Annotated in this window: 24 protein-coding genes; all 24 read right to left on the reverse strand. The window is 47.7% G+C overall.

Annotation, left to right across the window (positions count from 1 at the left end; genetic code table 11):
• The coding region (locus L9Q40_RS20185; RefSeq protein ID WP_498794371.1) for a coiled-coil domain-containing protein at positions 1 to 2,354 on the reverse strand (2,354 nt) is incomplete at its 3' end.
• A 1-nt stretch (position 2,355) separates the two neighbouring features.
• On the reverse strand, positions 2,356 to 3,963 hold the full coding sequence (locus tag L9Q40_RS20190) for a hypothetical protein (RefSeq protein WP_498794373.1): 1,608 nt from the start codon (positions 3,961 to 3,963) through the stop codon (positions 2,356 to 2,358).
• 52 nt (positions 3,964 to 4,015) lie between these two features.
• The gene (locus tag L9Q40_RS20195) at positions 4,016 to 4,261 is read right to left on the reverse strand and encodes a hypothetical protein (protein WP_498794375.1); all 246 of its coding nucleotides are present in this window, start codon (positions 4,259 to 4,261) and stop codon (positions 4,016 to 4,018) included.
• Positions 4,258 to 5,031, reverse strand: a complete 774-nt coding sequence (locus L9Q40_RS20200; RefSeq protein ID WP_498794377.1) for a DUF4376 domain-containing protein — start codon at positions 5,029 to 5,031, stop codon at positions 4,258 to 4,260. Before L9Q40_RS20200 ends, L9Q40_RS20195 begins: the two co-directional genes overlap by 4 nt.
• Before the next feature lie 33 nt (positions 5,032 to 5,064).
• Positions 5,065 to 8,277, reverse strand: a complete 3,213-nt coding sequence (locus L9Q40_RS20205; RefSeq protein ID WP_498794379.1) for a hypothetical protein — start codon at positions 8,275 to 8,277, stop codon at positions 5,065 to 5,067.
• The gene (locus L9Q40_RS20210; protein ID WP_498794381.1) at positions 8,277 to 8,906 is read right to left on the reverse strand and encodes a phage adaptor protein; all 630 of its coding nucleotides are present in this window, start codon (positions 8,904 to 8,906) and stop codon (positions 8,277 to 8,279) included. The genes L9Q40_RS20205 and L9Q40_RS20210 overlap by 1 nt, the downstream gene beginning before the upstream one ends.
• Entirely contained in the window at positions 8,906 to 9,517 is a 612-nt protein-coding gene (locus L9Q40_RS20215) for a hypothetical protein (RefSeq protein WP_498794383.1), read from the reverse strand. Before L9Q40_RS20215 ends, L9Q40_RS20210 begins: the two co-directional genes overlap by 1 nt.
• Positions 9,517 to 9,966, reverse strand: a complete 450-nt coding sequence (locus L9Q40_RS20220; protein WP_498794384.1) for a hypothetical protein — start codon at positions 9,964 to 9,966, stop codon at positions 9,517 to 9,519. Before L9Q40_RS20220 ends, L9Q40_RS20215 begins: the two co-directional genes overlap by 1 nt.
• Positions 9,967 to 10,019: 53 nt before the next feature.
• Positions 10,020 to 10,397, reverse strand: coding sequence for a hypothetical protein (locus tag L9Q40_RS20225; protein ID WP_498794386.1), 378 nt, complete (start codon positions 10,395 to 10,397; stop codon positions 10,020 to 10,022).
• 11 nt (positions 10,398 to 10,408) lie between these two features.
• On the reverse strand, positions 10,409 to 11,614 hold the full coding sequence (locus tag L9Q40_RS20230; protein ID WP_498794387.1) for a phage capsid family protein: 1,206 nt from the start codon (positions 11,612 to 11,614) through the stop codon (positions 10,409 to 10,411).
• Positions 11,615 to 11,675: 61 nt separating this feature from the next.
• The gene (locus L9Q40_RS20235; RefSeq protein WP_498794389.1) at positions 11,676 to 12,686 is read right to left on the reverse strand and encodes an ATPase; all 1,011 of its coding nucleotides are present in this window, start codon (positions 12,684 to 12,686) and stop codon (positions 11,676 to 11,678) included.
• Positions 12,687 to 12,815: 129 nt separating this feature from the next.
• Positions 12,816 to 13,418 (reverse strand): Gp49 family protein, encoded by a 603-nt coding sequence (locus tag L9Q40_RS20240; protein WP_498794391.1) that lies wholly within the window; start codon positions 13,416 to 13,418, stop codon positions 12,816 to 12,818.
• A 151-nt stretch (positions 13,419 to 13,569) separates the two neighbouring features.
• A complete protein-coding gene (locus tag L9Q40_RS20245) occupies positions 13,570 to 13,755 on the reverse strand; it encodes a hypothetical protein (RefSeq protein ID WP_498794393.1) in 186 nt (61 codons plus the stop codon).
• A complete protein-coding gene (locus tag L9Q40_RS20250) occupies positions 13,748 to 13,984 on the reverse strand; it encodes a hypothetical protein (protein ID WP_498794395.1) in 237 nt (78 codons plus the stop codon). The genes L9Q40_RS20245 and L9Q40_RS20250 overlap by 8 nt, the downstream gene beginning before the upstream one ends.
• Before the next feature lie 3 nt (positions 13,985 to 13,987).
• Complete coding sequence (locus L9Q40_RS20255) at positions 13,988 to 14,509, reverse strand: glycoside hydrolase family 108 protein (protein WP_498794444.1); 522 nt, start codon at positions 14,507 to 14,509, stop codon at positions 13,988 to 13,990.
• A 90-nt stretch (positions 14,510 to 14,599) separates the two neighbouring features.
• Positions 14,600 to 14,902 carry a phage holin family protein gene (locus L9Q40_RS20260; protein ID WP_498794397.1) on the reverse strand — a complete coding sequence of 101 codons (303 nt, stop codon included), beginning with the start codon at positions 14,900 to 14,902 and terminating at the stop codon, positions 14,600 to 14,602.
• Between the two features lie 137 nt (positions 14,903 to 15,039).
• Complete coding sequence (locus L9Q40_RS20265; protein ID WP_498794399.1) at positions 15,040 to 17,127, reverse strand: portal protein; 2,088 nt, start codon at positions 17,125 to 17,127, stop codon at positions 15,040 to 15,042.
• Positions 17,127 to 18,830 carry a terminase large subunit gene (locus L9Q40_RS20270; RefSeq protein WP_498794401.1) on the reverse strand — a complete coding sequence of 568 codons (1,704 nt, stop codon included), beginning with the start codon at positions 18,828 to 18,830 and terminating at the stop codon, positions 17,127 to 17,129. Before L9Q40_RS20270 ends, L9Q40_RS20265 begins: the two co-directional genes overlap by 1 nt.
• 59 nt (positions 18,831 to 18,889) lie before the next feature.
• Positions 18,890 to 19,693: a hypothetical protein gene (locus L9Q40_RS20275; RefSeq protein ID WP_498794403.1), complete on the reverse strand. Its 804-nt coding sequence runs from the start codon at positions 19,691 to 19,693 to the stop codon at positions 18,890 to 18,892.
• A 243-nt stretch (positions 19,694 to 19,936) separates the two neighbouring features.
• Positions 19,937 to 20,752: a TIGR02642 family protein gene (locus L9Q40_RS20280; RefSeq protein WP_498794405.1), complete on the reverse strand. Its 816-nt coding sequence runs from the start codon at positions 20,750 to 20,752 to the stop codon at positions 19,937 to 19,939.
• A gap of 274 nt (positions 20,753 to 21,026) precedes the next feature.
• The gene (locus L9Q40_RS20285) at positions 21,027 to 21,467 is read right to left on the reverse strand and encodes a VRR-NUC domain-containing protein (protein WP_498794407.1); all 441 of its coding nucleotides are present in this window, start codon (positions 21,465 to 21,467) and stop codon (positions 21,027 to 21,029) included.
• A 35-nt stretch (positions 21,468 to 21,502) separates the two neighbouring features.
• Entirely contained in the window at positions 21,503 to 22,486 is a 984-nt protein-coding gene (locus tag L9Q40_RS20290) for a DUF968 domain-containing protein (protein WP_498794409.1), read from the reverse strand.
• 259 nt (positions 22,487 to 22,745) lie between these two features.
• Complete coding sequence (locus tag L9Q40_RS20295) at positions 22,746 to 23,225, reverse strand: hypothetical protein (protein ID WP_498794411.1); 480 nt, start codon at positions 23,223 to 23,225, stop codon at positions 22,746 to 22,748.
• Positions 23,215 to 23,412, reverse strand: coding sequence for a Lar family restriction alleviation protein (locus tag L9Q40_RS20300; RefSeq protein WP_498794412.1), 198 nt, complete (start codon positions 23,410 to 23,412; stop codon positions 23,215 to 23,217). The genes L9Q40_RS20295 and L9Q40_RS20300 overlap by 11 nt, the downstream gene beginning before the upstream one ends.

The following is a 23,412-nucleotide window of genomic DNA, read 5'->3' on the forward strand; positions in this document are numbered from 1 at the left end:
AGGTCCGTGCTAAAGGTGGACTCTAGTTGCGTGATCTGCTCGACCAGGGCCTGTTCTGCATCGGCCAACGCCTGGCGGGACTCGGTAAACTTCGCATCACTCACTGCCGTTTCAGCGTCACTCACTGCTGCATACGAGGCGTTGAGTTGCGAGATTTGTTGGGCGATCACCCGCACCGCATCTGCAACCGTCTTGTTAAGCAGATCAATTAACGCTCCATTTTCAGCATCACCGACCCCCACGCTCGATGATAGTTGCTCTAATTGCTCTGTTACCGCACTGTCATTATCCGCAACGGTTTGAGTCAATGCAGTAATGCTGGCATTCGTGGCCACATCAGCCGCTTTATAGGCTGCATCCATATCATCAACACGTTGCGACATGGCCGAATCGTTATCCGCTACGGTCTGTTCCAGGCTGGTTAGACTCGCATTCGTCGCTACATCTGCGGCCTTGTAGGCTGCATCGATATCAGTGACTCGCTGACTTAATGCCTTCTCGTTATCAATTACGGTTTGCTCTAACGTTGAGATCAAGCCTGACAGGGTAGAATCACCCGTAGTCATAGACACCTCTAACGCTGACAGCTGTTCTGCAAGCGCCGTATCCGCTTCAGCAAGTACGCGCTGCGTCTCGGTTATCCTGGCGGTAGTGTCTGCGGCCTGGGCGTCATTTCGTGTGGAGTATGCAGCATTAAGCTGCGTAATTTGCTGTGCGAGTACACGCTGAACGTCAGCGAATACAGTCTCAAGATCTTTAATAGTGGCTTCAGTAGTGAGGTCGCCCTCCTTGTAAGCGGCCTCCAAGCGAGCTACTTCGCCTTCCAGTTGTGATTTAGCATTGCTTAGCGCTGTGCTTATATCAGAATCGGCTTGTTCCAAGTCACTCTTGGTTTGAGCCAGCGTTGCGTTGGTTGATTCAATGCTAGCTTGAAGCGCTGAATCGGCAAGCTCCAAGTCGGTCTTGGTTTGAGCCAGCGTTGCGTTGGTTGATTCAATGCTAGCTTGAAGCGCTGAATCGGCAAGCTCCAAGTCGGTCTTGGTTTGAGCCAGCGTTGCGTTGGTTGAATCAATGCCAGCTTGAAGCGCTGAATCGGCTTGCTCCAAGTCGCTCTTGGTTTGAGCCAGCGTTGAGTTGGTTGAATCAATGCCAGCTTGAAGCGCTGAATCGGCTTGTTCCAAGTCACTCTTGGTTTGAGCCAGCGTTGCGTTGGTTGATTCAATGCTAGCTTGAAGCGCTGAATCGGCAAGCTCCAAGTCGGTCTTGGTTTGAGCCAGCGTTGCGTTGGTTGAATCAATGCCAGCTTGAAGCGCTGAATCGGCTTGCTCCAAGTCGGTCTTGGTTTGAGCCAGCGTTGCGTTGGTTGAATCAATGCCAGCTTGAAGCGCTGAATCGGCTTGATCCAAGTCGGTCTTGGTTTGAGCCAGCGTTGCGTTGGTTGAGTCAATGCCAGCCTGAAGCGCTGAATCGGCCAGCTCCAAGTCGCTCTTGGTTTGAGCTAACGTTGAGTTAGTTGAATCAATGCCAGCTTGAAGCGCTGAATCGGCTTGCTCCAAGTCGGTCTTGGTTTGAGCCAGCGTTGCGTTGGTTGAATCAATGCCAGCTTGAAGCGCTGAATCGGCTTGATCCAAGTCGGTCTTGGTTTGAGCCAGCGTTGCGTTGGTTGAATCAATGCCGGCTTGAAGTGCTGAATCGGCCAGATCCAGGTCACTCTTGGCTTGAGCGAGTGCCGAATCTGTTGAATCAATGCCAGCTTGAAGTGCTGAATCGGCCAGCTCCAAGTCATTGCGATTGCTGGCGATATCAGATTCCAATTTCTGAAATAAAGGCGAATCGGCTAACTGTTCCGTCAATTCATCGATCACATCACCGATATCTTGGTTTGTTTCAACGTACACACCGGAGGCGCCCTGGTGTGGGCCAGGCACGTTATTTTTATTAACAAAACGAACCCAGTAATACCAACCGGTACCCAGGTTTACTACATCAGAGAAAACGGTAGCCGGTGTGGTGCCTACCAACGCCGCCAAAGAAAGGTTATTCGTAGTTGCGCGCCAAACTTCTGCATAAGCAAACCCTTGGAACGTAGGATTATCCCAGGACAATAGAACCGAGCTAAAACCACCAAACCCCTGGACGTTAAGTGGGGAGTGCGGCTGTGCAACAACGCTTTCACTACCGCTGTTACTAGAGCCACCACGAATGATTGTGCTAACCGTTCCTTTTAGGTCTGATACTTCTTTAGCCGTTACCGCCTTGTAATCTCTACCTCGCTGACCAGTTAGTATCTCTACGTTTTCATATAGTGCATCTAGCGTTCGACCAGCGCGAAAAGGAGTTTTGTTTTTTGCCATATTAACCAAGCTCCTGCATCGAGGTCGCTAGCAAAATACGCTCAACCTTAGTATCACCTGTTACCTTCACGATCCATTTGGTAGCTCGGACTGGAGGGAGCCAAAACGCCGACGTAGTTAATTCGCCTTGAGCAATCGAATACACCAATTCGCCGTCAGCGTAATACTCAACCGCGAGCTTTTCAGGATTTGGGCATTGGATTCGAGAACATGTAAGCAATACATCAAGTGGCGTTAAAAACGTTTTACTTTGCCAGGTCATACTTTTCTCTGTTGAGCCGCCCTTCCAACGATAAACCGCCGTCCCTTTCGCCAGGTACAGCGCGTCAGAATACAGGTCATTGTATGCCGCATCCCAAGTACCACTTAAATGAATAAATGACTGACTGACTGGATCATAAACGAATGTGCCGCCGTCATACTGAGCGATATACTTACCTTCATTGGACCAGGCTTTAATCGTGTTTGGGTTATATGACTGCCATTGTTCCTTGGTCATTAATGGCGCGGTCAATACCGTCGCACTACCGCTACCCACAGAAACCAAACCGTCTGGACTGGCATACATGGCCATGCCATTAACCACAACCAACGATTCAGCGCTCACGCACGATTGCTCCAGGTTGATTTGGGAACCGGTCAACGTCGAAGGCACCACGCCTGAAAACAGATACGGCTTACCTTTGGTCACGACAACCAGCGAAGTCTCTATCGGAGCAATAGCAACGATTTCGCTATCCGTGGTACTTCGATAATCTTCTGGCCAGGCGTAAGGTAGGTACGATTCGCTAAACATAACTTCATTACCGGCAAAGCCGGCGCAGATCCCGTTAGCCATGTTGCACAAGCCTTGCATGTTTGACGGTGGCACCGTGTAATCCCACGTATCGAGGGTAGCGCCGCTTACGTCTCGAGCTGCATCAATGTACTGGCTTTGTGATATTGGCAATTCCGCGACCAATAAGAAGTCACCCACTCCATCACTTGTGACACTTCGGTAAAGCCTTGTGTGCGTAATGTTATGCGTGTTAGCGCCAGGCTGAGCCAAGTTGATCGTTAATGTTGAGCCAGGCTTGGCCACCAATACTGAAGCGCTGGCGTCACCTGGCGCGCCTTCTTCGCCAAAGCGAGTGACATAAGTCTGAATGTAAACGCGGTCCTCATCGTCGTACTCTGGCAGTTCGCCCTCTGGCGGCTCCTCCCCGGTACTCTCATCGACGGTAGTAACCACTGGCGGCACTTCTGGCGACGGCACACCAAGATCATACCAGGCAGCTGGCATAGCGCCCTCACTCGTCGCAATGTCGCTTGATGTGAGCTTAGGCTTTTGTTGTCCGGTCCAGTAAACACGCTGCCAAGGGTCTTGAGCCATTGGGCTTTTGATTACACTCACCGCTTGCTGAAACGTGAACCAGTAATTGTGCTCATAAAGAAACATAGAGACTGGCGCTACCGGCAGCTCCACCAGCACTTGACCGTCATCCTTTATGGGAGCGACTATCCCGCGCTCAAATTCACAATCTTTGGCTATTGTTGCCGCTTCGTCTGGTAATAGATGAGGCTCCAATCGAGGAACCTCACCTTTCATCGTTGATATGTTTAAAAGCATATCTGTGCCACCCTACAAAAAGAAACGCCCCTCGAGTGAGGGGCGCTTCTTGTTAATTCAAATATTTTTCGTAATTTTTCAGCATTTCACGCGATTGCCGCATTTCCCATTCGAAAGCATCTTTGCAATGCGTCTCCTGGCCTCGAATCAACTTAAACAGCCAGTCGATAAACTTGATGGGCGACCACTTGCCTTGACGTTGCTGAATGTAGGCCCACCCACTAATCGTAAGATCACCCTGGCCAGTCAGGATATGGCACACAAACACATCGAGTGCGATTAAAAAACGCATAATCATGAATTAACCTCCAATGCCGATTTTTCAAATTGGTATTGAGCATGAAGCAATCCCGCACGAAGACGAATAGCATTGACTACCGCTGCTAGCATTTCTTTAGTCACCGGCACGTTAGAATTATCCGCTAGCGTCCAATACATCTGACCATCGACCACCAGGCCGGCATCAATCAACGCCTGATCGGCAATCATGATTTCCCACGAATTAACCATTCCCTGCAAATTATCGTAAGCTTCTTGGGTTGCGTCATAAGTCAACCCATCCACCGTAATTGGCGCATATCGGCCTGTATCACGCTCACCTTTGGCGACTTGCGTTAAATAAACACCGGTGTCGGTTGCGATATAAGTCGGCTCATCTGAATACACTCGTGATTCAGGCATGTTACCTTCTTCATCTGCGACCAGAGAAGCATTGTACTCATCTACTTTCGCGCACCCGTCCATCCATTCAAGATAAGCATCACGAAACTGAACTTTGTCACCCGTAACGGCCAACGAAACAAATTTCTCAATGACAGTTTGAGGCCTGTTAAGACTAATCACGCGCTCAACATCACCCCACCCCTTTGTCTCACCAAGCTCAACCTGAACGACATAAGTCACATCTGCGTACTCAGGAACCGAGCGAGTACCGGTTTGTTCCACCTCATTTTCGTCAATGTAGGTGTACTCCTCATCGATCATGTTTCCAGTAGGTTCGTTGCGAATTTCTTCTTTGTAGAACTCAGCAATCGCGGCTGGTACATCTGAAATTAATTCAAACATCATGTTCAGGGACGATTTCTCGTCCCTGCTCCATTATTAGATTTCGTTTTTAACCCAACCAATCGGATCAATGCCCGTATGAGTAACCACCTTCACAACGTTGCCGTTGTCGTCGGTCTTGGTTGATTCGTTATCGACAATCGTGATTTTCGAATCATCGCCCCAGTCAGTGCCATTATTCACTAGCTGCGTGGCGTGGTATTGCACAAACAATTGACCGTTTTTCTCGACTAGATGAGGCAATGCTTTAACTGAGTCTGATTCATTTTGTGGGTCTTCGTAGTTAATCGGCGCATGAATCAGAGGCACTGAAGTTGCAATTGTGTTGTTTTCCCACAATTCGTAACTCTCAATAGAAACGTGACGGTTTCCAGCTGATTGATCCCATTTACCAACTGTACCGATTAGAGAGAAATGCAGACGGTTGCCGTTTATCAATCTGTCTCGACCTGTATATATAACATCACCAAGCTCACCCACTACCGCGCTGTTAGTGTCTAGCTCGGTAAAGTCTGCCAGTGTTTCATAATGCCAAAGCTCAACGTTTCCAATCAGGCCGCCCCACGTTGGTTTGTTCGTCACTTCATCAAGTGTGAGTGTGCGTTCAAGCCAAGATTCACCATCGTGATAAACAGACAATAGGACTGAAGACGACATCTTTCTGTTTAACTCTAGCTGGTTATACTTAGTCCCATCTGCGTAATCGAATGGTATCCATTGACCAAGAACACCGTGTGGGAATTTTTCAGCAATTGCATTGGGATGACCAACGACATCAACCCAAGGAATTGAGTCAAATTCTGCCGCCTGCTCCCATGATGAAAACAAAATCTTAGAGTCGGCTTTGCGTCCGGTGGTAATTGAGGGCTCAAAACCAATCGTACCACTACCCGAAAGGGAACGGATTGTACGAACGTGAAAGACCCCGTTTTCATCTTCTAGGGCGCAAGTGTCCCCGACTTTTGGGAATTGTGTCGCATCGTCATAACAGTTATCAAATTCCGACGTACTGCCACTTACTGCAACTTGTTCGGCTGCATTAATACGAGTAAATGGCACGCTTCCTTTGCCGCGAGTAACACCTGCGACATCTTTACGAACAGCATCAGTTAACGCCTTGCTGTAGTCAGGTACACCCCATGCAGACATACGCATATCGTGAACTTGACCAGCATAGATAGCATCGTAGTATTCATATTGATCTTGACGACCAGAGCCGCGAACTGCACCGATGTAACCACTACCTAAATCACGACCATTAATTACGCCAGCATATTCAGTATCAGTCCCATCTTTAAACATTAATTTGGTATCTGCGCTGTCGTACTGACCTTGATACCAGTTAACTCCAGTTTGACCTGTATAGACTTTTCGCGTACCTAATGGGTTATACGTCGGATGATATGCACCTTGGTTAAGGCGAGACACTGTACCACAGACTAGGAAGTAACATTCGCCGTTGTAGGCTATACCGTCAGTGGGGTTAACTACTAACTTGTAAATACTACCATCTGTTAAGCCTCCGTCTTGTCTACCTCCATAACCACAACCTACCCAGTTATTAGCTAAAGAGACTCTCTTAGAGGCAGTTACATCGTTCCCGTTAGGTAAGTTAAATTTTCCCTGAGCCATTAAAAAACTACTTAAGTCTTTATTTGCCCCAAAATTAGCAAATCTCCGTGAATCACCCATATAGTCCGTACGATTAGGGTCAATGTTATCCCAATCACCATTCCCCGCACCAGCAATCGTTCTCTGACGAATACGCCATTGCACAATGTCGCCATTTGCCATTCGATAAATATGGTTTTTCGGGTTGTTTGCGATTTGGTCTTGTTCAATGGTAGATAATGCTAAGAAGTTCACACCCTTACCGCGACTCGTTGTGTCGCCGTCATATACTGCATAGTAAGAATCAGGACGATTAGATGAGGCTGTAGCAATGCCGTCAATGTCAGTTGCTTGAGACTGAATTAAACCATGCTTGTACACAAACGGATTGGTCGGTGTGACTTGCTCTAAGAAACCCTCAAAACCAAACATGTCTACTCGGTTAGTGACGACTTTAGTTGTGGCTTTACATAAAGATAAAGCCTTAATGTGGCACGACTTACCTAATGAAGCAGGTGAACTATCACCTAATCTTAACGATATGCCTGAATCGCTACTGACCTCAGAAAATACAATACTAAGTTTCTGAATACCTAAAGGCAGAGAGTATTTATAATGAAGACCGCCATCTATCGTGCCAGCACTACCTTTAATATAAACCCCTGCATTATTTTCATTTTCAATAACATCTAGTGTTAAGATGTATTCTACATTTGCTTCTAATGATAGCCCTATAATATTTGAAGCAGTCACCGCACCTAAATCTTCCCCTTCTGATATATAGTGGAACCCTGTCTCATCGATTGTTCCTAAAGCTAGAGAAGACACCCATGAACCATTATCGCCAAATCTGAAGTCACCGTTTTTAACAACACCCTCAAACGCACGCGCTACTGCTTCGTTATGGCCTGGTGCAACATCTCCGTACTTCGGATCGACTTCTTTAGCGTAATCAATGCTTACGCCTGTGGCTGAGTCGTAAACTCGCGTACCCGCTTCGGCGGGCGGTAGTTTTATCTGAAAGGCTCCGCCATACTGATTATCGGAATCATTCCGAGACTGTAAGTCAGTTGTAAAGCCCGCGATATTCACAGAAGCTACATTGCTTTTGCTTTTTTCACTACCAGAAAAGGAAGTTGCGCTGGGCAATCGACCCATATTAAGTACGGCAGCAAATTTTTGAGAGCCAGAGACCGGATATGTGAATAAGCCATCGTTAATGTTGTGATGCAGCTGGCTATAATAACCTTTACCAAAATGAACAAAACCACTCGCTGCAAACATGGCGTTATTTTGCTCGCGCATGGCGATCATATCAGCTTCAGTACGCCAAGTGTAACCCCCATCTGCCAAGGCTTGGGAAACGGCTTGTTCAACGGTTTCTAGACCAGTAACTTGCTCAGCTTGAGTTGCGGCAAGCTCTGCGCGGTCTGCTTCTGCTTTGGCGGCTAGTTCTGCGTTTTTCGCTTCAGTGTTTGATGAGGCCGCTGCGCTTTCACTCATGGCTGCTTTGCTTGCATCTTCCTTCGCACTAGCAGCACTGTTTTTCAGCGTGGTGTTAGAATCGGTATACTCAAGCAGTAACTTCGTGGTTTCGCCGGTTAACTTATTAACCGAATCAACTAATTCTTGGCTCATTAACGGGCTACCTCACTCTGCTTAATCATCTGAGACTTGGCATTGTCTGATGCTGTCTTATCGCCCAGGGCAGTAGCAAACGCTTGCAAGTGAAGTTGAGCTTTATTGCCTTCGTTCGGGTTCTGGCTGTCTTTGTTGTAAGCGCGATACATCACAAAGTCAGCGACGACACCCTCATAAATTTCAGGCAGCGGGAATGCGTCTGACTCTGCCGCAACACGTAGATTGCGTGAATAAACAAGCTCGACATTCACCTCTGCCGTCGGTGATGGATAAAGAAATAGCGTGGTTTCATCCATTTCGTTTCGAGTCCAGCAAACCGGCGCTCCTGCCGTGGTGCGCCAATCTGGATAAAGCTGATTGAGTTTATTGATATCAACATACTGAGCCGCCACGTTATCTACGTGGTTAACAGCCAAGATTTGATACGCGTCACCAGGCAAAGCTACCGTATTCGACGAGGTTGGAACGGTCGCGGTCGCTCGGCTTAAATCAGGACGACGAATGACGATACTTGCAATCGCATCATTCAGGAAGTCAGTCAATTCAGTTCGGGACCAGCGCACATTGCGGAGGTCAATCAAATCACGAGAAATGCGGTCAATTAACGTTTTAACGGTGGTAGACATCAGAAGAACTCCCTGGTGCGCGTTGGATTAACAAAGTTGGATGTATTGCCTGATTCGACAGAAAATCGATAAGCCTTACGAATGGACTCCTGGAACCACTGCCGGTACTCATGCGCCAGCTGGGGATTAAACCAGTCCGAGTCTGGCTGAATCAGTAGAAGGTGAGCAGCGCCATAGCAGATGCCTTGAACGTACTCATCAAAAAGGATTTCAGGTAAGTGTGTGCTGCCTGGTGCCGGCTCAAGCGCGCATAACACATCAACATCAGTTGCATCAATGTCAAAGGTGAGCATATCGCGGCTTAACTTGCTGTACTCCGTACCAAGCGCCATAGGTAGAGCATCATGCTTTGATGCGTTCTGGATCACGCTGAACACTTCACACGCTCGAAAAGCGCCCTTGCCGATCCCGTTCAACTCTGAGCTGCTAATCACGGCGATCACATCATTTTGACTGACGCTAGGAAGGTTTCTGGTGTAGCGAACCAACTTTGACTCTCGACAAAACTCTTGCGCCGCTTGGACCAACGCATCGTTAAGCAGTGGGGGTAACGAGACGTTGACCAGCTGACGCAACTTAGGAATAAACTTCTCGACAAGGACGGTATTCATTATTCACCCTCGTTAGTTTCGAGGTTGCGAATGTGGTTGCGAACACGGAGACGGAAATCTTCAACCGACTCTTGCGCGCTCTTGTCTGCAACGTCCAGGTCGCTTGCTTTAATCAGCGTCTTCAGCTTGGCTGAGTTAAGCTTGGCAAGATCAAGCTCATCACCGTTCAGCGTGACGACCATTGATGCTTGTTCAGCTGCTTCCTGAGCCGCTAGCTCTGCTGCTTCCTGGATGCGCTTTTGTTCAGCTTCGTGTTCGGCTGAAATCTTCAGATGACTTTCAAGCTCAGATTCTTGAATCCAAACCGTTGGAAAGTCCAATAGCTGATAAGCAAGGTCTGACTCAACCGCTACCGGCTTATTTTGAGGAAACACCAGGCGCGATCCAGTAATCGTGTCTTTCTTGCGTGGCTTAGGTCCGATGTAAACAATGGAAATTTTATCGCTCATGCTTTACTCCAAAAAAAAGAGGCCTATCGGCCTCTTTTGGTTTGCGGTTTGGCTTAGTAGCCTACGTTCACGTACTCAATCATCACATCCAGCTCGCCGGTCGCAGCTGCGCCGCCGATGGTGACTGTTAGTGGTGACTTCTCATCGACGAACACCGGCTTAATTGGTGTGACTAGAGCGGTTGCTGCCGCTACATCTTCAGCTGAAATCAAGCTGACTTCGCCAGCTTTAACGTCTGCCGTAACACCAGCACCAAGACCGTCAGTAAACAGGCGAACGCCAGTGATTTTTAAACCGATTGGCAATTCAAGAACCTGGAATACATCACCAGCTGGCGCCGCTTTAGCGGTTAGCTTTGCAAACTCTAAAGAGAGGTTGCCGTGTGCGCCGACATACACACGGTTATGGAAAGTTTCACTATGACGAATCATGAATTAACTCCTTATTGTGATACTGCGGTATCTAGCGCCATGATGCCGTGGTCGTTGATACGGCCAACTTTGTCTTTAAAGCGGATCTTCTTAGAGCCGTTCATCCAGTAAACAGTTACCTCGTCACGGTTGCCGGCATCGGTTTTTTCTTCGTGATAACGGAACTCTTGACCGCCTTGCGTTTTACCCCACGCATACGCTAGTGCCTGGCCACCAAGCAGCATTGCGCGGTCGATGGTTGTGCCAGCGGTTTTTTGTGCCACGGTTGCTGCGTTATCGTTGTTACAAACGTCAACAGTCGAGCCAGTATTGAAGCGAATAGGCATACCTTTGTACTTACGCACCAGGATGTTGCCACGCATTGCACAGTCGCCACGGAATACCGGGTGATTGAAGTTGCGTGAGCGCGTCATCGCTTGAGCGGTCAACGCTTGCCAATCTTTGCCACTTGCGGAGCTGTAGAAGTCGTGCCATTGACGAGGGGTAACGTTCAGCACGTAGAAAGGTTCATCGCCGGCTAGATCATCTTTAGCAAAGCGAACTGGTTGCAATGGATGCGCCATTTCTTCCAGGTATAGGTTGATGTTGTCTAGCGTTTCAATCGAGAAGATATCCGCCGCGTCTAGACCTTCGAAGCTTGTCGCGTCGCCACCAAAGAAATGACGATCGTAAGTCGGTGGAGTAACGTCGTTGACCATGATCTCACCAAATTCGTCATCCGAACTTAGAGGAACAATAATGTCGTCAGAGTAGTAATCGCCACGCGCACCGGCAAGGTGAACGGTCGCTACCTGGTCCTGAAGGATATTTACGTAATCCGGCATCAGTGTGCGAGCCAGTTTGCGTAATTGGTGGTTCGTGCGTTGTTGGCTCATCTTACCGCCGCTATCAACTTGGTGACGGCCTTGGTTGATTTTCAGCGAGAAGTCAGCGAACTCTAGACCTTCACCACGGCCAGCGATACGGCGATCACCCATCGTTGGACGCTTAGATAGACCGTGAACCACTTGCATATCGACTTCATCACCAGCTGTCTTTGACAAGTCTGATACACGAACGATTGGCGCGTGTGGGCTGGTTTGCTCTACGCCTTTTTTCCCGCTTTGAACATTTTGCGGGGCATCTTCCGTAAACAGGTTACAGAAAGATTTACCACGAAGTGTGGCTTTAAACAGGGCGGCTTCCTGAATCTTAACGCCCTTGGTAATAGTAGTCATACTCTAACTCCAATAAAAAAGCCCCGGCATTTCTGCCAGGGCTTTGTTTGTAAGAAATCGTCTAGAATCCAGCGTTGTAAAGAACCTGCTCTATCTGAGCATCAGAGAGCCCATCCAAGAGCGAGGACAGTTCCTCATTGGTGGCGTTTTCTATTCGATTCATTAAATCCGAATCGCCGACGCGATTAGTGTTGCCAAGTTCACTTGGAGAGGCTGGTAGGCTTCCTTTCGCTGCTTCAGCTTTTTTCGCGGCTGCGTCGAGCGCTTCTTGTGCGCTTGGTCGCGGCTGCTCGCCATAGGCTAGTCGGACACGCTTACTCACCTCCTCCAATCGTTCGGCATAATTGCGGTTTGACCACTCAGGGTCAGAAGACAAAACTTCATCAATATGCTGGGCCATCTTCCAGCGGTCGCCACGTTCCTTTAACCATCCGCTAATGTCTTCGTTGCCTTGAATTGCTCTTTCAAGCTCAGGGTCGGGAGCGTTATTGGTAGGCGTAGTCGGTTCGGTTGGTTCTGCTTTCTGTTCAGCTTGAGATTGAACTGCCGATTGTTGACCTAACGCGGCCTCAATTTTGTTATTGAGCCCTGCGATATAGGCGTACATCTCTGGATAGTCTTCTCTCAGTTCTTCCAGCTTCGCATCGTCGAGTACCAAATCTTCCGGTAAATCTGCGGGTTCAACGCCAAGGTCAGCTAACTGCTCGTTGCGCTTTTCAATCAGCTTCTCAAGCTTGCCGGCTTGGTCTGCTTTTGGTCGTAGCGCTTCCAGCTCCTCACGGAGCTGGGCCGATTCTTGGCGAGCTTGTTCCAAAACATCGTAAGGAATGATGTTTTTTCCATCTTTAGCCAGAACACCTTCTTGGATACCGTCAGTTTCCGCAGTTGGCGAGGCTGCGTCTGTTTCGCCTTCCGAAACGTCAGATGTATTCCCTTGAGGGTTGTCATGGTTTGGTTCGTCAACCGAACCAGTCTCAACGCCCTCTACTTCCATTCCATCGAGTAGAGCCTCAAGATCTTCCAAGCTTTCATTACCGCTTAATTCAATATCGTCGTTGTGTTCAATTGTCATTTTGTCTCCTTGGGTTAGACGTATCGCTGTCTCTGCGCCTGAACACTCTCGAGAAAGCGCTCAGGCCCAGATACAAAAAAGCCCCACACTAGGCGGGGCAAAACTGGAGATATGGCTCGTCAGTTATAGTTATAAAAAGTTGCGCTGCTGCATCACGCTACGGCGAACGTGATAAATGTCGGTTGCATCCAGGTAGCAAATGAAATCACCAGGCTTAGCCGGCTCGTAGTGAACGAAATCAAACGCCTCACCGTCGATCTCAATTGAGCTCTTAGAAGGACCGCCAGTGTAAGTTGCAGACTTGCTCACTATCTTATCGCTGTCCTTAATCTCGTAAGCGGTGCGGTTGATTTGGCGACCTTTATACTCACGCCAGGAAGGGCCAACATCAGAAGCACCAGGCGCAATGTCTCGTTGCGAAGTCATCACATTAAGGATTGTGTCACTAGTGTGACCAGTTACTTTCAGTAAGTAACCTTCCACTTGCCATAGGGTTTGCTTTGCATCAGCAATTGCATTCTCTTTCGCCCAATAGAAACCTTCGTCAAAATCGTAATTGCGCAGGTCTACACACGCACTATCACCGTGGCCAACACGAAAGCCGTTCGGCAAAAAGGCATAACAAACCGTTGTGTTTGTCTCGCCTACTCGCTCGAATTCAAAAACTAGAGACTCAACCAGGGAGTCAATCAGTGACTTTTCCACGGTTGGGTATTTCTTTGATACCGTCATACTTGATTACCTTCTTCCTTTCCTTCTGTCTTACCTTGCTACTTTGCTACCTTATTACAGTGAGATATTGATACTTTCTCACCATGCTTCTAACTGAGTCTTAAAGTCACTGAGCCGACTGGCTGATTCCTTGTCAAAGCAAACACCACCATCACTCATCACCATCACGTTTAGACCCGGAGGCCAAATCGGAGGTGGTGAACTCTGACTCGCGCACCCTGCCACCGTTAGCCAGGTTGCCAGCAATATCACGAGCATTCTTAGCGGCTTTAGCTGCGTTGCGCTCTTTAATCCAACCTCGAATAATGAGCGCGATTGCTTTAAGGAAATCATCCAATGCGATTTCCTTTGATATCTGTGCGAGCTGACAATAACGCGCCATGCTTAGCAGCTAAGATATTGATGAGTGTCATCACCACGTTGGGGATCTTTTCTGTAATGCTTAGGGGTAGGTACTGAACGATATGAGAAAGAAATACACTCAGTGACAAGAAAATCATGGCGTATGGCTCAAGGCCCAACGTAAGCAAGTAATCGATTAATGCTGAAATAACTTCGGTTATCATGGTTTACTCCTGGTCGTTATCTAAAGCAGCAATTCGAAGGACCGCCGCAATTCGGCGCATCCATCCCTTGCCATACATCATGAAAGTGTCGAGGTTGGTGTAGTAATCGATTCGAGCGCTAATGAACTGCATAATGAGATCGTTAAGCTCAGTGTTGCGTACCAAGCCAAGCGTATTAGGACCAATGATTCCATCCTCTTTTGCACCAACCGCTTGCTGTAAAGTCTTAACGGCTCGATACCATCCGTGCTGGACCGCAGCATCAAATAACTGGTATTGCATCGCTGGCCGGAACTTTTCCATGCCGAGCGCTTGCCACCAGTCCTCAAAGTAAATAGCTTTCACCTGGTCAATCGTCAGATTCTCAATATCCAGGTGCGGATAAGTCATGGCTGATATGCCGTAATTCGTTCCTTTCAGCTCACCGTGGCCAATACGACCAGTGGTCCAGTTTCCGCGGTCATGTGGGTCATTCTGAAAACCACCTTCATGTAGAACAACGCGCTCAAACGCTAAATCAAACATGCTTTGATTACCCTTTTTGTGATGGTGTTTGTCATATATTCCAGGCATAAAAAAACGCCCTTAATGGGCGTTTAGTGGATAGGCATTAGGTTATTCAGCGAACTTGGCGAACTTGCGCTCAAATAAAGACAGGGCTCTTGTCCCCATAAATCCAGCGGTGCCAGCCATAAAGCCAGCAAGTGGTATCGGTGCCTCAAGGTACCAGCAAAGCAAACTGGCCAACATGCCGGCAAAACCACTGACAATGACTTGCATTAGTGCTTCTCGCCAAAGAAATGGCTTATTGTGCTGGCGTATGTGTTGAATGTGAGTCACTAAACCACCCCATAAGGCCGCGCCAGTAAACGCAAGATACGTAATGAGGCTGTAGGTATTTGGGTCTTTTTCTGGCATAGCTGCTGCTCGTTTGAGGTAGGAAATAAAAAGCCCCACCGACGAAAATCGGCAGGGCTAGATACAAAAAAAGCCACCTAAAAAGGCAGCTTGGTCACTATGGAAAAAATATACCCCAGTTTTTTTCAGAGTGCAAATTACATTTGGTCAATCATGCTCTCAACACTTTGTAACATTTGGCTCTGTACTACGCTCATTTCCTGGCTTAACTGCTCAATCTCTTGCGTAATTCGCTTAGTCTCAGCAACGGTTTTAGCGTCATCATAGCGCTGGCTATCTGTTAGCGTTACTTCACGCTCAGCTTTGGCCGCGATGTTCTTAGCTTCGCTCTCAAGTTTCATCACCTTAGCGGCCATTTCACGCATCGATAGCTCGAGCTGTTGTTGTTGCAACTGCTGTTGCTGTTGCTGCTCCGCTTGCATTGCTGCCTGTTCTTCTTCTGTCATGTCCTCAACATCTTTTGGCACGTTGAGAGCGCCACGAACACGCTCCATGAACTCTTCCTTGTTCGGAACATCAGACAACTCTAATACCAGGTCAATCACTGCCATTTGCACCTCTGGCGGCAATTGAGAGGTGATCATCATCATGCGCTCAGCGAGCTGTGACTTGTACGCTGCGGTTTGCTGGATTGGAGCAAGGGCAATATGAGCTCGAAGCCTGGTGATATCGTTCGACACAAGACCATCAGGGCCAACCTCATTAAGCACGACCGTTTTACGCTTTCGCTTATCATCACGGTTAATCACAATCGCGTTGTTCTTACGCGCCTTTAAGTCAGAAAGGATGTAACAAAGCAAGAGCTCACCAAGCAGCTGAGAGCCAAAGTTGTAGTTATCATTGATTTCAGCAAGGGTCGTTGCACCCTGCTCAACTAGATTTGCAATCGCCACGCCGCTACTCGCGTTCGAGTCTTGACCAAGAAAAGCGCCATAAACACCCATAGTATCTTGAATCAACTTCATCGAGTCCTGCATGACGTTAAATTGCTGTGCGGCTATTTGGAAATCCTGTTGAACCTGGAACACTTCGCTGATTGACTTCTGGTTTTTACGGTTTGGATTTAGTTTAATCAGGCCGTCTGGTCGCTCGACTTCCTCTAACACCTGCTCCTGACTCATATCCGTTGCGTCTTTGTCCATCAATACACGCTTAGCTTGTAGTAACCAGGTAAGCTTGATTCGACGGAAGTTCACTTCGTCCTGGGCTGGAATAGAGCGCGCGATTAGTCCGTATGGCTCGCCGCTAGAGTCTTTACGGAAGCCCCAAAAAGGAACAATAGGAAACATACCGTTAGGCGCTTCGCAATCTCGCGTTCCTAAGTGGTACATGCCAGCGTACCATTCTTCTTTGATGGTGCTGACTTGAGCCAGTCGAACTTCAGCGCGGCCCATTGCAAGAGCCATTGCGTGTGCCAGGTCGTTCTTATCGAACTCAATCACGCGACCGTCAAGCGTATCAAGCACCGGCTTACGCTCGATATGTCGAACATAGACGATTTGCAAGCGAATACGCTCACGGTTATGTGATAGGTACTCGGAATGGTCCCTTGACCAGTTGTTAAACGCATCATGAGCCGTGACCAGCGCAGGGTCGATGCCTTCAATGTTGTCCACATCAACGAAGCCACGCCAATCATTACGTGCGTTATCGAGAATGCTCGCCTTTTCTGGCACTAACGTTTTAAGCTCATCGATATCAATCCATCGGTAACGCATCACCCAACGACAATCGGACCAATCAGCCTCAACACTAAACCAGTCCCAAAACACCTCATCACGAGGAACAACCTTAACCTTGTACTTTGGACCGAAGGGATTTGGGTTTCGATAGCACTCCACAAAACCAACACCAGCTTTAATTTGCGACGAGTACGCTTCTGACCGTGCCTTATCTAGCCTTGAAAGGCGAGCGGCATCGGCAAATTCAGAGTTGACCGCTTCTGCTAGCAGCTCCATTTGTTCATCTGGGTCGTCAGCTGACACTAACAGGTCAGTACGTGTCTTTGCCTCCATACCCAAAACGCCGTCGATAGTCGGCGCAATCAGGTTATGTATCGTTGCCGGTTGGCCACGTTCCTGGAGCTTTTTCTTTACGCCAGGATCTAATTGGTCACCATCGTAATAGGCCATAGCGGTCTTAGCAGCGGTGCGCCAGTCGGGTTGCCCATCAATATCGGACATTATTCGAGTCATGAACTCGTTGGATTTGGAATGTAACATCATTATTTAGTCTGCCAGTGGTTAGTTGATGGATCGCGTTTAAGATCTTCGGATATAACTCGAATAGGCATTCTCGCTCGCGCTTCCTGCGCTAAGAGATAACTCATCACCTGGTCGTCGAAACAACCGTCTTGTGCGTTCATGCTGCCTTTCTTGTCGTACACGTAACTGTGAAACTCTGAGATAGTGCCTATCCAGCGGATACCGGACACGCCACCTTTGAATAGTGTTTTCATACCTTCGGTTAGAATTGGCTTTGACTGCTTGCTGGTATACCAACCTAACTTAACCGTTTCGTTGTCGTTATCTCGGTCTAGATACTGCTCTGAATAGATACGCTGGTTTGGATACAGGTCTTTAATCTTTTGAATGAAGGCGTGGCCGTGGTTGTTTCGCTCTGGCATGATGTATGCCTCGCCGTACATTTGGCCAAGATGCGCGGCAATGTGAGCCAGGAGCTCTACATCGATGTGACCAAACCAGTGAGCAACCTGTTCACCGTCACTTTTCTTAACGATATCGATACTGCTTCGGTCGCCATGTTCCAAACCTTCCGCGATATCGACGCCGATTGCGTATTCCTCGTCCTCATCAAACAGTTCCCATTGCAATAGCAGGTTCATTGCATTGCGCTGCAACCTTAGCGGGTCGTCAGATTCTATGGACTTGATACGAGTGAGGTTGCCGGTGATTGGCTCTAGCTCGTAGACCAGGAACGGCGACAACACATCAGATTCAGCGCTAATAACGTGAGTTGGGTTAAATACCTTGCGGCCAGAAGTAAGAAACGCTTCCATTGGTGTCGATGGAAACTCTTGTTTCATTTCCTCACCCTGCGTCGATTCTTTCTCGAGGTACCACTGCTTTTGCTCATCATCGAGCTTACAGTTCATAGCCCTTTCAACGCTGACGAAGTATTCCTGCATTGCAACCGGCATCACCAGGCCGGACTTAGGCACTGGCATTCGATATTTGGGATCTTGCCACCAGGCGAAGAAGTGAAACTTATAATCCTCACTCGATAGCTCTACACCGCTCTTTGCTTGCTCCATCGAGCGCAAACACATCGTATAGAAGTCGCCGCCAACGCCCTCGGCGGTCGATTCAATGAAACAAATAGCGTTCTTGTGAATGGCATTAAGCGTACCGGTCTTGAGCTCCTTTGCCTTCTTGCTGTACTTAGCACAAATCTTTCCGTGCTCTGATACGTGCAATCGCTGGACCGTTCCTGAGCGGAAACTAGCTGCAACTTGGATAGATGAGCCGTTCTTAAACACCATTCGGCCACCATTGGCACCACCTTTACGCTCAGCTGTAGGCAATGCAGCCTTTAACCAGCCTGGAAGGTTGTCGTATGGGATCTCAATCTTAGTTCGGAATATTTCGCCAGCTGCCATTTTGTCTTGCGCCACGATGCCGCACTTGAGGTTCTTGTTCCATAGCGCCTCATCAAGTAGGTAAATGTCGATAGCGGTTGAGAATCCAAGCTGGCGAGCCTTTAGTATGATGTTCTTGTGTCCCATCAGCTGGAACAAAAGCGCCTGAGCTTCACGCAACTTAAACGTTACGAGCTCACCGTCCTCGTTTTCAATCTTGTAAAGGTGATTGAGTCGCCACCACTTGTCGCTAAGCTTGCTTAACAGATATGCGCGGTCCTCTGGACTGAGAGAGGCAATGTCGTTATGTATCGATATTTCAGTTGTCATTTATTGAGCGCATTAAAAAAGGCCGCATATAGCGACCTTTTGATAAGAATCATCAACATTCATTGCTGAACCACAAAACCGTTAGAGTCCATAGCCTGGACCTCGGCAACAATATCAGCAATGGCGGTACCCAAACCGGCTTGCTCTGAAGCAATGCGCTCTGACTCGAGCTCAGACTTTCTCACGTTCGCCTTGGTTCTCAATAGCGACTCAACTCGAGCAACGTTTCTGTCTATCGCGGCATCAGTCGCCTGGTACAACTCCCAAAGCTTAATCTTTTCAGTAACACTCAGGTTCTCACCCTGGAGCTCAGCCTCAATTTCTCGATACTTATCCATTGCTAGCATGACTCGAGCGCGACACATTTCGATCTCATCATCAATCGCCGTGCGCTTAGCATCAAAGATTGCATCCAGGTCGCCAAGGCGCTGAGCATAAGCGCTGTGTTTGTTGGCAATGGTGTTGCCTGGCAGGAAGTGGCCAAGGTGATTTCGTTGCGAAGGTGGTAGCATTTTCTCAAAGTGATCAGTTTGATCACCTTTTTGTGCGCAGTTTAAGTGATCACTTTGCGCAGAATTGCTCGCAGCCTTTGATTTACCTACGTTCTTCTCATCTTCACCACCATCAAACTGATCACTTTCGACCGGTTTCGCAGATGGTTTATTAGATGTGTCATTCGATAAAGTGCGCAGTTTTGGCTCTTTTTTCGCTGACTGATCACTTTTAGTGATCACTTTGAGATAGCGACGCGCAGAGTTGTAGTTAATGCCTTTTTCGTCGCACCAACTTTTGATTGTTATTCCTGTCTTGTTGAATGCAGCTTCGTATTCGGCTTGTAATTTAGTCCAATCGCGTCTGGCCATGATGTTTTCTCTACGCATAAAAAAAGACCGCTCAGTGAGCGGCCTTTGGTATATATGAGGTAATTCGTATGTCTTTGTTCTAACTCAACGTGTCCAATGCTAAGCCAGGCAATCAGAAGCAACGTTATCAAGGTTGCCAAAACTCGTGTGAAAGGAGTCTGAATGGATCTTCTGATTGTTTGGAAAGATTACCGCAGTTACGTTACTCAATCAAGATTCACACAAAGCAAGCCAGGCTTAGCTCTAGTTGTATTCTGCCGACAAGCGCTTATCCAGTAAGCTTTGCGCCTCTTTCTCGTAAGAGAATAATAAATCCTTCCAGTCCGAGGCAATGCCTGAAATTCTCGGCCAGTTCTCACGCCGTAAACGGAACTCAGAGACGAATGAACGCTTTAACTCGTCATCCTTCAACCTGAACGAGCCAACACCACCACAAATATCACAAGGTGTTTGAGTTTTTTGAATGGTTCCAGTTGCTTTGCACTTTGGGCAATTCAACGTCTCCTCGGCTTTATTCCTGGCATATTCAGCAATGCTTTGGCGCTCAGCTTCTATTCGGCTTTCCAAACTATTAATTTGCTTTGTAATCTCTGAAATCCCTGCCTGAGCAGTTTTGGTTTCTCTGGCACGCTCGAGCGAACGTAACGACTTGGAGAGTGATTGAATGGTCTTCTTGGAGCGCTCACCACGCATTGAGTATCGCTTCCACGCAGACTCAACACGACGACGCTGACTCTCAACTAAGCGTGAAGTGATATCAGCGAGCACCAAATGAGCCAGATACTCAACTTCTATGAATTCCAGATTAACGCCAGAGCGAGCTATCGGAGCTGCAAACTCTACGGATTCGACCATGTGATGTGTTAAAAGTGATAAAGCATGAGCATCATGCAGATGTTTAGCGTAGATAAGAGCAATACCAAGAGGATTTGCACGTTGAGCGCTACCGATGGCACCTAAGATTTGTTCTCTCGAAGGACCGCCAGATGATGGTTTCTGTTCCCATTTCATAGTTCGGGCAGCATTCAATAACGTTAACATTTCGACTTTATTCCCCATGACACGCTTCCTTACAGGCAAAAAAAAGGCCAACCGTTGCACCGGCTGGCCTCCATTATTTGGGCATTAAAATGTTCAGCGAAAACACTTCGAAGGGATAATATTGATACATGGATCACATTACTGTGATGTGAATGCCAATTACTGCCTAAAAATCACACTTTTATGACACTTATTACTCGTTATTAATACTTGTTGAACAAAAAGCGGTCAAAAAAATAAGCTTTTTATAATGCTTTCCTATGATTAACTCGCTTATTTTGTCAGGGCTATCCTACATGGACAAGGCGCCCAGATACTCGCTGATAAGCTCTTTAGCCTCCTCTAATCCGCGACACACTTCCGCCCTATAACCCTGAGTCCTAAGTCTCTCAAGCCATTTAACCTGATCCTTGGTTACTGCGGCATCGTGAGGGATTGGGGCTTTAAGTTCAATTCTTAGGCCATGGTAACCACCGGCGGCAATCTCAAGCAACAGGTCAGGATAACCCCTCCGTCCCCCCATTTTTACAAAGTCCCCCGCCGATTGAGGCCCCCTTTTGCCCTCATTAGGCATATGACAAAGGTAATCACCAACCAAAACACCATTAATAATCGTCTCATCAGCCCACTCAATCAGGGCGATTTGCTCGTACTTTTCTCGATGAACTGGCTTCTTGCGGCGACTATCCGGGCTATACGTTGTGGATGGTAATGTACTTTTACCTCTAGCCAAGTTATGTAGGTCCAATTGTCTTGATATCGATAAACTCATGATAATGCCCCCATACCAAACGCTAACTTAATCGTTTCCTTAACGTGCCAAAGTTGGGTGCCGTGAGCTTTTTCCCATGCATCGACGCCCCGATGCAGCTCCTGGTGATGTTGATTACAAAGAGCGAAGGTAAATATGTCGTGCGCCTTACCGCCCATCTTTCCCTCACCGTGCTGGATGAGGTGATGCGCTATCCCTGCCTCACAACCACATTGACGACAAGGAAGGGTACGGACGAATTTAAGATACTTCTCGCTATGCCAGGTAAGCATTTTTGGCTTACGCATAAAGGACGCTGGCGGCTCATCGTCCACCGTGAGTTTAATTACTGGCCCTGCATAACGCTTGAGCGTTTCTTTGATTGGCTCCTGGTAACGCTCGTTTGAGACTTTACTGTTAAATACAGCCGTTCTCTTCGCTGCATTGAGTTCTCGTTCAAACTGAGACTCCAACACTTTCTCAGGCAGCAGCGTAAACACATCGTTTCTTACGGCCCACCAGCAGATATCAACAATAGTAACGGGTCGGTTTGCGTCCCCAAACAACATCCTGGCCACTTCTCTCAATCCAAACCTCACCGAGTTACTTCTGGCGATGCTAAAAGCCTGGTGACTATCATCCGCGAGGTTGTCATGATGCCAACAAAGACGAATCGCACCTTCGCCCGTTCTTCGAGTCTTGAGGTTGTGGTCGCAATAGCCACCATCCGACAGCTGACAAGTGTTTATCCGGTCAACATAGGTAGAAGTCGGGACCATCTTTTTTTGAACGTCTGGATGACTAAAGAAAGCCACCAGCTCTGAATTATCTTCACTGAGCGCGCCTTTCAGCATTTGCTCTTTCTCTACAACCGTCATTGATGGAGAGATAATACCTACCTGACCATCCACCAGCAGCTTTTTAATTGAGTCTTCGAACCCCTTCAATGGGAGAACAGCTGCGCCAAGCGTTGGCACAATATCAACATTAAGGATTAGCACTGCTCTACTCCTAACGTATGCGGTCTGGAATAGAAAAGCCTACTGGCTCTAGAGTTAGAAATAATCGACCGGTGCGACCTCCCTTTAAATCTGCTTTGGTTACAAGGTAACGCTTACCTTCACGAATAAAGTGTGTGCGATTAACAAAGCAATATGCCGCTGTGTACGCTAATTTTGACGTCGCTGATATACTAATATCCAATTTAATACCCTTCTGATTATTTTGATGATCACCTAGCCAGGTGTGAAGACGTTGTTTTTATAGCTCTAGTAAATAAGCCTTTAGGCCCACAATCTCTTGTTCCAGGTTTTTAATGTCCTGCTTGGATTGTTTGATTCTTTTTTTGGTGCACTTAATATATTGCTGTTTTGTTTCTATCCAGCCCTCTATGAGCTGTGTGCGGCTCAATGGCAATTCAAAGCCCTCAGACCAGAATATTTGATGTTTCTCTCTCCCTGCAGCGTTTGAGTAAGAATATTCGCACGGTCCCTCAGCGTTGACATAAGCTGGATTGCTGCAGGATATTCTCAATCTATCGGGGGATAGCTTTAACGGCCTGTCTAGCTCTCTACACTCCGGGCAATACCAGATAGATTCTAGGTCCAGCTCTGGGAACTCCCCTTCATATGGTTTTAAGCCATATTCCATCCAGGTCTTACCGCGCTCTAGGTTCTTCTCATGCTCGCTCTTGGTGTTGTCTAGAGAGATTGGCTCGAAGAGCTTAGGCTTACTGTTCATCGTTCTCGTTGACCCTTGCGTTCCATAGCTCGGCCGCATACTCTGTGTCACCGTCATAGCCATGGTTGCTAATAAATGACACTTCACATTCCGTGCAAGCAACGTAAGGCATTAGGTCATCTAGTATTTCAGCTTCACCACCACAGAATGGGCATGGCTTCAAATCTTCTTCTCTTAAATGTTGCAT

The organism is Allocatenococcus thiocycli, from assembly GCF_921292965.1.
Taxonomy (GTDB): Bacteria; Pseudomonadota; Gammaproteobacteria; order Enterobacterales; family Vibrionaceae; genus Vibrio; species Vibrio natriegens.